The sequence below is a fragment of the Mesorhizobium sp. M5C.F.Ca.IN.020.29.1.1 genome (assembly GCF_003997375.1).
In the GTDB taxonomy this organism is placed as follows: domain Bacteria; phylum Pseudomonadota; class Alphaproteobacteria; order Rhizobiales; family Rhizobiaceae; genus Mesorhizobium; species Mesorhizobium wenxiniae.
Genome location: NZ_RZSW01000188.1, coordinates 1 through 10,725, shown reverse-complemented (window position 1 = coordinate 10,725; position 10,725 = coordinate 1). Strand labels below are relative to the sequence as shown.

At 60.4% G+C, this 10,725-nt stretch carries 16 protein-coding genes; 12 read left to right on the top strand and 4 right to left on the bottom strand.

What is annotated here, in order from left to right; translation table 11 throughout:
* Nucleotides 1-128: transporter substrate-binding protein (locus EOA85_RS16700; protein ID WP_164759701.1), on the bottom strand; the 128-nt coding region annotated here is incomplete at its 3' end.
* Nucleotides 129-425: 297 nt separating this feature from the next.
* Between EOA85_RS16700 and EOA85_RS16695 the strand changes: the two genes are divergently transcribed.
* From EOA85_RS16695 to EOA85_RS16670, 5 genes are all read left to right on the top strand, one after another.
* Nucleotides 426-1,073 (top strand): class I SAM-dependent methyltransferase, encoded by a 648-nt coding sequence (locus EOA85_RS16695; RefSeq protein WP_127210452.1) that lies wholly within the window; start codon nucleotides 426-428, stop codon nucleotides 1,071-1,073.
* 340 nt (nucleotides 1,074-1,413) lie between these two features.
* Nucleotides 1,414-1,632 (top strand): hypothetical protein, encoded by a 219-nt coding sequence (locus tag EOA85_RS16690; RefSeq protein WP_095519749.1) that lies wholly within the window; start codon nucleotides 1,414-1,416, stop codon nucleotides 1,630-1,632.
* Between the two features lie 497 nt (nucleotides 1,633-2,129).
* Nucleotides 2,130-3,416: an SDR family oxidoreductase gene (locus tag EOA85_RS16680; RefSeq protein ID WP_127210450.1), complete on the top strand. Its 1,287-nt coding sequence runs from the start codon at nucleotides 2,130-2,132 to the stop codon at nucleotides 3,414-3,416.
* Nucleotides 3,416-3,889, top strand: coding sequence for a DUF2269 family protein (locus tag EOA85_RS16675; protein ID WP_127210449.1), 474 nt, complete (start codon nucleotides 3,416-3,418; stop codon nucleotides 3,887-3,889). The genes EOA85_RS16680 and EOA85_RS16675 overlap by 1 nt, the downstream gene beginning before the upstream one ends.
* Before the next feature lie 87 nt (nucleotides 3,890-3,976).
* Entirely contained in the window at nucleotides 3,977-4,900 is a 924-nt protein-coding gene (locus tag EOA85_RS16670; protein WP_245485818.1) for an NAD(P)/FAD-dependent oxidoreductase, read from the top strand.
* A gap of 18 nt (nucleotides 4,901-4,918) precedes the next feature.
* Here the strand turns inward: EOA85_RS16670 and EOA85_RS16665 are convergent, their stop codons facing one another.
* Nucleotides 4,919-5,245: a hypothetical protein gene (locus tag EOA85_RS16665; protein ID WP_127210447.1), complete on the bottom strand. Its 327-nt coding sequence runs from the start codon at nucleotides 5,243-5,245 to the stop codon at nucleotides 4,919-4,921.
* A 186-nt stretch (nucleotides 5,246-5,431) separates the two neighbouring features.
* On the opposite strand from EOA85_RS16665, the gene EOA85_RS16660 reads away from it, so the two are divergent.
* From EOA85_RS16660 to EOA85_RS16650, 3 genes are all read left to right on the top strand, one after another.
* A complete protein-coding gene (locus tag EOA85_RS16660; RefSeq protein WP_127210446.1) occupies nucleotides 5,432-6,265 on the top strand; it encodes an SIR2 family protein in 834 nt (277 codons plus the stop codon).
* Between the two features lie 130 nt (nucleotides 6,266-6,395).
* A complete protein-coding gene (locus tag EOA85_RS16655; RefSeq protein WP_065010363.1) occupies nucleotides 6,396-6,644 on the top strand; it encodes a hypothetical protein in 249 nt (82 codons plus the stop codon).
* Between the two features lie 166 nt (nucleotides 6,645-6,810).
* Entirely contained in the window at nucleotides 6,811-7,092 is a 282-nt protein-coding gene (locus EOA85_RS16650) for a hypothetical protein (protein ID WP_127210445.1), read from the top strand.
* A 19-nt stretch (nucleotides 7,093-7,111) separates the two neighbouring features.
* Here the strand turns inward: EOA85_RS16650 and EOA85_RS16645 are convergent, their stop codons facing one another.
* Complete coding sequence (locus tag EOA85_RS16645; protein WP_127210444.1) at nucleotides 7,112-8,857, bottom strand: thiamine pyrophosphate-dependent enzyme; 1,746 nt, start codon at nucleotides 8,855-8,857, stop codon at nucleotides 7,112-7,114.
* A 64-nt stretch (nucleotides 8,858-8,921) separates the two neighbouring features.
* Between EOA85_RS16645 and EOA85_RS16640 the strand changes: the two genes are divergently transcribed.
* The 4 genes from EOA85_RS16640 (at nucleotide 8,922) to EOA85_RS16630 (ending at nucleotide 10,226) form a co-directional block, all read left to right on the top strand.
* The gene (locus EOA85_RS16640) at nucleotides 8,922-9,128 is read left to right on the top strand and encodes a hypothetical protein (protein ID WP_127210443.1); all 207 of its coding nucleotides are present in this window, start codon (nucleotides 8,922-8,924) and stop codon (nucleotides 9,126-9,128) included.
* A 228-nt stretch (nucleotides 9,129-9,356) separates the two neighbouring features.
* Nucleotides 9,357-9,518 (top strand): hypothetical protein, encoded by a 162-nt coding sequence (locus EOA85_RS37500; RefSeq protein WP_164759700.1) that lies wholly within the window; start codon nucleotides 9,357-9,359, stop codon nucleotides 9,516-9,518.
* Between the two features lie 230 nt (nucleotides 9,519-9,748).
* Nucleotides 9,749-9,994 carry a hypothetical protein gene (locus EOA85_RS16635; RefSeq protein ID WP_029356303.1) on the top strand — a complete coding sequence of 82 codons (246 nt, stop codon included), beginning with the start codon at nucleotides 9,749-9,751 and terminating at the stop codon, nucleotides 9,992-9,994.
* 16 nt (nucleotides 9,995-10,010) lie between these two features.
* The gene (locus tag EOA85_RS16630; protein WP_065010366.1) at nucleotides 10,011-10,226 is read left to right on the top strand and encodes a hypothetical protein; all 216 of its coding nucleotides are present in this window, start codon (nucleotides 10,011-10,013) and stop codon (nucleotides 10,224-10,226) included.
* Nucleotides 10,227-10,341: 115 nt separating this feature from the next.
* On the opposite strand, the gene EOA85_RS16625 is transcribed toward EOA85_RS16630, so the two are convergent.
* Nucleotides 10,342-10,725: phosphoribosyltransferase family protein (locus tag EOA85_RS16625; RefSeq protein ID WP_281033744.1), on the bottom strand; the 384-nt coding region annotated here is incomplete at its 5' end.

Sequence of the window (10,725 nt, the reverse complement as noted above, 5' to 3'; positions counted from 1 at the left end):
CCGCCGCCGGCATTGATCTCCTCGATGGCCAAGGCGGTTCCGTAGAAATGCTCGCTTTCGGTGACCGAAGTGATGCCGCTGCGCGAAAAAAGGATTCCGACGCGCCATGTCCCGGCTGTACCTGTCACGGCAATCCTCCCTGAGCTTTTCCGGCAAAGGCCTATTGCACGCGAGGCGTCATGGCAATCGCCAGCGTGGTCGCTGGCTATCTCTGCTTTCAGGAAGCGGCAAGGTGATCTCTCCGGCAGAGATAGAGGCATTGCCGCCCGGCAGTCTGGGCCGGAACCTGACCGTCCGTGATTGGGAGCCATATGGCTAAAGGGGCCGATCCGCTACCGCCCGAATACCGGAACCGCTCAGTTGTCCGGTTACGTCGCGTTTAGCTCTGCCATGTAAGGAATTCGGAAGCTGGAGGCTGCACGCTAATGTTGGACAACTACGAGGTCGACGGGTTTGGCGTGATCCACCAGATCGACTTCACACCGATCAAGTACGACAAGCAATACATTTCCTATTACGAGGACCTGAGTGACCGGACCATCAAGCTCGGATATCAGCGACTTGGCTGGGTGCTGGGAATCACCGGCCAAATTCCTCGGTCCGTCCTGGAGATTGGATATGGCACGGGCACGTTCGTCGAAGCCGCGAAAATAACCGGGGTCGCCGACTGCGCCGGCTGCGACATCGCCAGGTTTCCGCTGCCCAAGGGCGTCCGCTTTGTCGATTGGGATGAGGCTCTTGCCAGTTCGTGGGATCTCGTCGCCATGTTCGACGTGCTTGAGCACATCCCGGACCTGGGTTTCCTCGCCCGCCTTCAGGCCCGCTACCTGGCCGTCGCCGTCCCTTATTGCCGCTGGCGCGAGCTCGGCACCGCCGGCGACGCGTGGTTCCGAACGTGGCGTATGCGTCTCCCCAACGAGCACCTGCACCATTTCGACCGTGACTCGCTGGTGGCACTCCTCGCACACAGCGGCTTCCAGTGCGTGACGCTGAACTGCTTCGAGGACGGGATTAGAATGCGGCCCGGCGAAGTGGGTCCGAATATTCTGACCGGCTTCTTTAGAAAGCCATAGGCCAGTTTCCCCGTGGCTCGACCAAAGCGATAACGCTCGCGCTGTTTCCCGCCCAAGCCGACTTGGTCCTTTCTCGTCCGGATTTGATCCTGACTGTGAGCAAACGGGCGAGTCAGGTAAGGTTTTGACGGATCGCTTTTCACTAAACTGCCGACGCTCAGCGCCAAACAATGAGCGTCCTAGTTGGGGTCGGAACAGGTAATCCGCATCACGTCAAAAGCTACCACCAGAGCTGGACTAGCCCGCGTTCGGCCGGAGAAGCAGCTGTTGTGATCGATCATCCGGGGAACATTTTCGTCAGCATTCAATTTAAGCAGAGAAGCTGGCTTGGAGCAGATCAATGGGCATTTTTTCCGACCTCGACAAAAAACTGACGGAAAATCTCTACGCGCACGGTAACGACCTCATCGATCCTGCTGCGGATCTGCCCGAGAGCGTCGAGGAACGGGTCGAACTGTTGATGCCGTTCGTTCAGGCCGAGGCTCGCGAACTGGTCCGATCGCAAATCCTCGGCCTCATTCACGAGTACAGGAATGAGGAGTCCGCCCCATCGAGTTAGGCGAGGATCGCCTCAACTTCCAGATTTCATGGGCTCGCCGCCTGATACGCGCTTCCCTGTCCATAATAGGTCTCCTGGTGCTTTCCTAATCCCGTCCTCGATGGTTTTTTCCGCGTTGCTGGACAGTGGCCGCGATCGTCTCTCGCGCATTCATACAGCTAATGCCCCACTGGACTGCCCAAATGATCGCGCAGGTCCGTCAGCGGTTCAGTTGACGCAACCATGATGTGCTCTATTTCAAGTTGCACAGCAGTCTTGCGGTCCGTTCGGTCGCTGGGAGGACAATGTGTGGAAGCAACGCTACAAGCGCGCACTGTAAATACCAGTAAACGTCGCGGTCTTCGACTTGACTGCCTGTGGTCACCATCACCCTTGAACAACTGCCTGGGAGACGTGTGTTTTCGCAGCGCCGGAACAACATCGACGCCATCGAGGAGACACGCGCCGAATAGGACGGCGATGGTCTCGTGGTTACCGCTACCGGAGACCGGGGCCCGATGAGAATTCTCGTTGTTGGCGCCACCGGCCTGATCGGCGCTTCGGTCTGTTCCCGCCTCGTTTCCGAAGGAAATGAGGTGGTCGGCATCGTCCGTAGCCCTCGGGCAAATGCAGCCCGCGACTACCAATTGCTGGTGCTGGACATGGCGACCGCGCTACGCCCTGAAGATTGGCTGCCGCATCTGGCCGGCATCGATGCCGTCGTGAACTGTGCCGGCGTTCTGCAGGACAGCCCTCGCGAAGAGACCGGGCAAGTTCATCGCGATGCTGCGGCGGCTCTTTTTCTCGCCTGCGCGCGGGCCGGCGTTGCCAAGGTGATCCACTTCTCGGCAATGGGTGTCGATCAGGCACAGCCTTCGTCGTTCTCGGCGACGAAATATGCTGGCGATCAGGCCCTCATGGCACTTGATCTGGACTGGATAATCCTTCGCCCTTCCGTGGTGCTCGGCCGGCCTGTGTTTGGGGCCAGTGCATTGTTTCGCGGTCTGGCCTCGCTGCCGGTGCTGCCGTCAATGCCAGATACAGGCCGGCTACAGGTCGTGCAGCTCGAGGATGTGGTCTCGACGGTGCTCTTCTTTCTCAATCCCGGCAGTCCGTCTCGTATGGCGCTGGAACTTGCAGGTCCCGAACAGCTGACCATGGATGAGATTGTCGGCACTTTTCGCCGCTGGCTCGGCTGGGGTTCCGCAGCCAGGCTTGTCTTGCCGGGATGGGTTGCCCGATTTCTCTACCGCCTCGGCGATCTCGCCGCGGTGCTCGGCTGGCGACCTCCGATGCGCACTAATGCCGCCAGGGAGATCACGCGAGGGGCGGTCGGAGATCCATCGAACTGGACTTCCCTGACCGGCATACACCCACAAAGCTTGGCGCAGTTCCTCGCGCTCAATCCGGCAACGGTGCAGGAGAAATGGTTCGCCGGGCTTTATTTCGCCAAGCCTGCAATCTTCGTCGTCCTGCCGTTCTTCTGGATCATGACGGGGATTGTTTCGCTGACCACTGGCTACGGCAACGGCATCGGCCTCATGCAAAGCACGGGGGCTGGCATCTTGTCGGCGCCTGCCGTGATCGCCGGCGCTCTTGCCGACGTCGTCGTCGGCGCACTCATAGCCTGGCGGCCAACGGCGCGAAAAGGCGTCTACGCCGGCATCGCGCTCTCGCTCTTCTATCTAATCGTGGGCACTTTCCTGCGCCCGGACCTGTGGAACGAACCGCTTGGGCCGTTCCTGAAGGTCTTGCCGATCATCGTCCTTCACTTCGTTGCATTGGCAATCCTGGAGGAGCGCTGATGCTCTATTTCGTGCTGAAGTACCTGCATGTCATCGGTGCCAGCGTGCTGCTTGGCACGGGCGCCGGCATTGCCTTCTTCATGCTTCTCGCCCACAGGACCGGCAATGCAGCAACAATTGCGGCAGTGGCGCGCATCGTAGTGGTCGCCGACTTTCTCTTCACGGCAACTGCCGTCGTGGCGCAGCCGATAACCGGCGTCGCGCTCGCCTGGCTGGCGGGTTACTCGCTCTCCGAAGGCTGGATCGTGCTTTCCATCGCGCTTTATATCATCACCGGTGTGTTCTGGCTGCCGGTGGTATGGATGCAGATGGAGATGCGCAATCTGGCGTCCGAAGCCGCCAAGGCGGGAGACCCGCTGCCGGCCCGGTATATCAGGCTTTTCTGGCTGTGGTTCGCCTTTGGCTTTCCCGCCTTTGCTGCCGTCCTCGGGATTTTCTGGCTGATGATCGCGCGGCCGGCGATCGAGTGGTAACGCCTTGCCGCGGCAGATGTCGCGCCTTTCGATTTCGGCGCTGGAACATCTTTCCCATGAGTGCGTTCGGCGCGGATGGATCAATCCGTGCGCAAACGCCGACATTCAGCCTCATCCGCGACTGAAGCGGATGTTCTCATTGTTGGCGGCGGACCTGCGGGGCTGGCCGCCGCTATCTATCTCGGCAGGTTTCGTCATCGGGTCGTCGTGGTCGACGCGGGTGAATCGCGCGCGATGCTGATTCCACAAAGCCGTAATTGCCCCGGATTTCCGGAAGGGATCAGCGGCCCCGATCTTCTGCAACGCCTTCGCGCGCAGGCCGCCGAATACGGAGCGACACTGGTGCAGGATCAGGCGTCATCGATCGAGCCGACCTTAGGCGGATTCGGTGCCGAGACAAACGCGGGGCGGATCGTCGCCCGCAAGATATTCCTGGCGACAGGTATCGTCGACGTCGTGCCTGCAATTCCGCGTCTGGGCGAGGCCATCGCCAGAGGCAGCGTACGCCTTTGCCCGGTTTGCGACGGCTATGAAGTCATAGATCGTCGGGTCGCGGTTATCGGACACGAGGCGAAGGCACTGCGAGAGGCCTTGTTCCTCAAGCAGTACACGCAGCACGTCACACTGCTCGCACGCTATCTTCCCGATTTTTCCGCCAGCACACGGCGCGTGGCCATGGAAGAGAACATTGCCATTTGCGACACGTTCAAAAAGTTTGTTCCGTCCGAAAATGGTTACGAGGCCATCCTTAAGGACGGCGAGGTGCGACATTTCGACGTCATCTATCCGGCGATGGGATGCCGGGTGCGTTCCGAACTCGCCCTGGCAATGGGCATCGAATGCTGCGACGAGGGCTATGTTGTCGTCGACAAGCATCAGCGGACTTCGGTCGATGGAGTGTATGCCATCGGCGACCTGGTCAAAGCGCTGAACCAGATCGCAGTCGCTTTTGGCCAGGCTGCGATAGCCGCGACAGATGCTCACAATGACCTTACCCTCGGGTACGAATAGCTCTCGAAACGTACCTCGCTAGCGCAGCATGGCTGCTATCACGAAGACCGCGGCCGCTACGAGAACGACTGCGGCAATCACCAGCACCGGCCAGTTGCTGCGAGGCTGAAGATCAGGCTCGCTTCCTACCGGCCGCCGCATCGCATCGCCGAAGCTTGCTTCATTCGTGAACTCTGGCTGTCGGCGTGGGCGAGATTCGGCGGCAGGGCTCGGCACATTTGCCGCTTCGGCGTCGGTCGCTTCAGGTGCGGCGGCAGGGTCGAACCCCGGGGTCTTGTCCTGCGTCGCCCCGGCCTGAATATCGCCTCTCGCTTTGGCAGTCGTCTGATCTCGTCGTGCGGCCATCGTCGTCTCCCTGACAACCAAACTTCAATCTGCCTCAACCGGTTCCAGTCTGCGCCCGATTTTCTGAACACACCCGATTTTCTGAACACACCCCATTTGCTGGACACATTTGGCAGTGGTCCGGGCTTCTCCGGAACAGAGGACGCCTTTCGCAGTTGTGTTGGATCATTGCCTGGTGAGTTGGCCATGCCGTCTGCACTCGAGCAACTGGCTCAGTCCGTGAAAGAGCGACGAGCGATCCTGTTCGTTGGGGCGGGGGTGTCGATGAGCGTCGGCCTGCCATCCTGGCAGAAGCTCATCCAGCATATGGAGGATGAACTCTGCCTCGACCGCGACATGGTCGACATACCTGAACCCAGCTACCAGGCTCTTGCCGAATATTACCGGCTGAAGAATGGGGGTCTCGGTCCCTTGCGCAGCTGGATGGATCGCGAATGGAGCGTCTCGCGGGAAAAAGTCAAGGGGTCGGCGATCCACAAGCTGATCGTGTCATTGGATTTCCCGATCATCTACACCACCAACTATGATCGGAACCTTGAGGTTGCATTCGAAGTCCACGACCGCCCGTTCGTAAAAGTGGCCAATGCCAAGGATATCGCCAAGGTGAACGGCGAAGTTACCCAGATCATCAAATACCACGGCGATTTCGACGACGATGCATCTCTGGTCCTGGCGGAGTCCGATTATTTCGAGCGGCTATCGTTCGAGTCGCCGCTGGATGTGAAGTTTCGTGCCGACGCACTGGGGCGCACCATCCTGTTCATCGGCTACAGCATGTCCGACATGAACATCCGTCTGTTGCTGTATCGGCTTTGGGAAACCTGGCGCCGGTCCGGCTACGAAAAGAACCGTCCGAAATCGTTCGTCTTCATGCCGCAACCGAGCGTCGTCCAGGAAGCGGTCCTCGGACGCTGGGGGATCGACATGCTGACCGAGGAGGCCGATCGGCCGGAGGATGCTCTGGTGGCATTCCTGAGCAAGCTTAAGGAAGGGATAGGCAATACCGGAAAGGCGATGTGACTGCACCGCGCTTGAAGCCGAATGGTTGACGGCAGCTTCAGAAAGCTGACTTCGTTCGACCAGGCCGGGAACATTGTCGATCGCTGCGACGTTCATAGCCGGAAAGGGACGCTGTTTGCGGAGGCCTAGGATGGGCCACTTCGAAATGATCGATCTCGTTTCCGTCATCAACGCTTGCACGACCGGCCGCGCCGCCGGGCGATTGGTGTCAATGGCCAAAGCCGTGGAAGAGTTGCGGGTGCTGACCGGGGATTTCATCTCGCCGGACGAAATCGTGGCCAACGCCCTGTCGCCGGTGGCGTGGGAGCGCGGCTGCGCGGTCCTGTTCGACGAGCAGCCGGGCGCCGATATCCTGCACACGCCATGGCAAGAGGCCTGACTGCCGCAGGATGCCTGAGCGTTGCCGAATCGGCAGCCGCGCCAGCGGGCGCCGCGTCCGTTTGCAGACGTCGCATATGCCGGCAGTGGGGAGCACGGGCGGCAGTTGGAACCCGGCCGTCACAGGGCTGTTTAACCGCTATGCATGAGGCAATCGGAGACACGCCATGACTGAAAACGAGACCCGCTACGAATATGGTGCTACCAAGTACCCGGCCAAGAAAGATGCAGACGCGTCGGATCAATTCTCCCAAGAGGCGGCTGGCAACAAGAAGCCTGCCGGCGGGATGGGCCTGACACGGTCGAAGGACGAGGTGGAGGACAAAACCCATCAGTCCGAAGGGCAAAACCCGCCCACATCCGGCGCCGGACCGTCGATCGCCGAGCGTTCCAAGGACGCCAAGGCTCCGAAGGGCGGGCGCCAGCCAGGCGCCTACGTCAAGGAGTGACCGGCCAGGGGACCTGCAGTCAGCCCATGATTGTCTTCAGCGGCTCCCGAGCGAGGTTTGCTTCGATCTCCTTACGGCCTGGCGTTTCCCGCAGCGCTGTGCGCATGTTCTTGCGATATTCGTCCGGCATGCGCGGCGGCAGCATAGGTTCATACGCGTCGACGACCGCCTCTATGATCACCGGGCCTTCCGCGGCAAACGCGGCATCAAGGACCCCATTGACGTCCTCAGGCCGGGTGACGCTGTAGCCGATGCCCCCCATGGCCTCAGCAGCCAAAGCGAAATCGATCGGCTGGAGTTCGCAGGCAAATTGCGGGTTGCCGAGGAACATCATCTGCTCCCAGGCGATCTGGTTGAGCATGTTGTTCTTGATCACCAGAAGCTTGAGCGGAATCTTGTAACGCACGGCCGTCGAGAATTCGCCAAGCTGCATCGCCAGCCCGCCATCGCCCACCACCGCAAAAACCGGCCGGCCCGGAAAGGCGATCCCGCCGGCAATCGCATAGGGCAGCCCGCAGGCCATCGATGCCAGCGAGCCGGAGACGGCGAAATCCTGGCCTGCCTTGATATCGATATGACGGGCGGCAAGTTCGGTGTTCTGACCGGAATCGCTAGCCAGGATCGCGTTGACCGGCATTCGGTCGCCGAATGCCTTGACGACGCGTTGCGGCTTGAGCGGCACGTCGTCCCTGCTTTCCGCCTCGGCCATCATCTTGCGCCAGCGCTGTAAGCTCTGCTGCGCGTTCTCGAGAAATGATCTATCCTGCTTAGGCTTCAGCCTTTCATTCAGCAATTGCAGCGTGATGGCCGCATCGCCGACGAGACCGGCCTCGACAGGATGGCGAAGGCCGATCCGCTGCGCGTTGCGGTCGATCTGCACGCCGCGCGCCTTGCCGGGCTTGGGATAGTATTCGATGTAGGGGAAGGTCGAGCCGACGATCAGCAGCGCCTCGCATTCCTCCATGATCTCCTGCGAGGTCAGCGAGCCCAATATTCCGATTCCGCCCATGACGTGCGGGTGATCGTCCGGCAAGACGGCTTTGCCGAGCAAAGCCTTGGCAACGGGTGCGGCGAGGAGTTCCGCCGTCCTCTCGAGTTCGGCCTGGGCATGCAGCGCACCGCGCCCGGCGAGTATCGCCACCTTTGAGGCTGTGTTGAGGATATCGGCCGCAAGAGCAAGCTGGGCTTCGTCGGGTCGCTTGTCTCCTTCGAACCACCGTTCGGGCGTGTGTCTTGGAAGGTTGCGGGGCGAGCGCTTTGCCGACGTCTGTTCCTGCACGTCGCTGGCTATCGAGAGATGGGAGACGCCGCGTCCCGCAAGAGCGGAACGACAGGCCAGGCCGGCAACGTTCTCCATATGCGCTGCGTCGGTCACTTGCGTGTTGAAGATGGCGACGTCGTTGAAAACACGGGTGAGATCGACATCCTGCTGCGTGAACGTCTCGATCAGGTCGTGAAATTGCATGCCGGTTATGGCAAGGACCGGCGCCTGGTCGAGCTTTGCGTCGTAGAGGCCGGTGAGCAAGTGAGTGCCTCCTGGCCCTGAGGTGGCGAGGCAGACGCCGAGTTTGCCCGTCCATTTGGCATAGGCCGTCGCCATGAAAGCCGCGGATTCCTCATGCCGCACTTGTACGAAGCGGATCTTGTCCTGCCTTGTTCGTAGCGCCTCCATGATGCCGTTTATGCCGTCTCCCGGCAGGCCGAAGATCACGCGAACGTCCCAGGCGATCAATGTGTCGACAAGGATCTCGGCAGTGTTGGGCATGGTTGCCTCCTCTGTATCTGGTATCTGCAGCTTTACGCTCCCGCTGCAGCGATAGGCGTCAGACGTGGACATCGGCGATCAGTCGCCGAACGACGGAGATGCCGGGATGTTCCATCGGAACGGCAGGCGGGCAGCGCCGCCTGAGGGGCGGGCCTCGGTCTTTGCCTGGCAAAACCGCAGGAGACCGCGTTTGGACTTCAGCCAGGTCTCGGTTTCTCGGAAATGGTTCGGCGAGGTCAAGTCGCGCCTTAAGCGTGACATGCAGCTCTGAGGGATGGCCGAAACTCAAACAAAAAACCCGCCTCGGCGGCGGGTCGTCGGCGCAAATCAGCACCACAGCCAAATCAGTAGCATAATTGCCGTCAAAGCAACGGATCGCGAGCTCGCAGACAGGCAATCGCTTCGGGTCGGGCGCCGTCCGCAGCGAACAGGGTTCCATTACGCAGAGCCCAGGAACGGTTACGGCGCCTTCTCGGTTGTGAGGGAAAGGAGATGGTCCATGTTTGAGAACAGCATGTGGTTGCTCGTCGTTGCAGGCGGTCCCCTGATACTGGCAATCCTGATCGCCTACGCACTCCTTACGCGACGCCGTCGCGGTCCCGCAGAACGCAGCGAGAGTGCGCGGGCGACCGAGCGCTTGTATCGCGAGGAGAAAGACTGACGGATCTTGGCAGATGCGGATGGGCAGTCCGGAGTCGATGAGCGATGGACGGTTTATTCGACCGCCATTTCGGAACGATCCCGCCGCCCTGCCATTATCGCCATAAGGACAGGCTCAGATCGTGGTGCCCACGATTCCCGCTTCGGCAAGGACCGTGGCCCCTGCAATCACCGGGAAGTCGACGATGCCGTCAGCAATCTGGGCCTCAAATCCAACGCAAGGAGGAACCAATGGCTGGACGCAGGACCCATGAGCAGCAATTGCGCATCATTGAAAAGCGGGAGAACACGAAGGGCGCCGGCAAGGATTTCGACGCAGAGGCGGACCTGAAGCGATCCGCAGCGGAACGTGAAGCGCTGCGCAAGGGATCGGAAATCAGGTCCAAGACACCCGACCTTGTTGATCCTGACGATCGCAACATCCTTCGCGGAGAAAATCAGGAGAGCGTTCACCACAAGAATCGTCCCGACGACTAAGAATTGGAGCAAGCCGATGGCAAAAGGTAGCAAGAAGCATGTCGGAGCGGGTGCACGGGGAAAGGGTTCTGGTACAGGTGCCATGACCACGACCCCAAAGGATAAGCTCGAAGAAAACCAAATCCTGTCCAACCGCGACAAGGCTCAGCATACGAAGGAACGCGGTCTGGATTCCAAGCAGGTCGCGACCGAGCAGCGCCAGGATCACGCTGCCAATCGTTTGCGGGACTGACGGCTCGCCCGCCGTTGGGGCGCGGTCTTGCTGGTAGAGAAAGATTTCGCCCGCTCGACAATCTGCTTCCGTCGGTCCTTAGCGATAGCTTGCTCCTTCGGCTGTCGGCGATGAGTTAACCGGCAGATCGCATCGACGATTTGCTCTCGAACTGTTCTGCCTCACGCAGCAGCCGGATCACCTCCGCGTCCGTGGTCTGCGCGAAGTCCCCATAATACCGGCCCACCGCAACAAACGGCTCGGGCGTGGCGAGACAGACCACTTCGTCCACATCGGCTTTTATCAGGGCGAGCGTATCCCTGGGTGCTACCGGAACGGCCAAGACAACATGCGCGGCCCGATCCTTCCTTAACGCCTTGAGCGCCACTCTGACCGTGCCTCCGGTCGCTATGCCGTCGTCGACGACGATAACGGTCCGGCCAAGGACTGAAGCTGCAGGCCTGCTGCCGAGATACAGGTTTCTGCGGCGTTCGATTTCGAGCAGTTGCCGCCGTTTCTC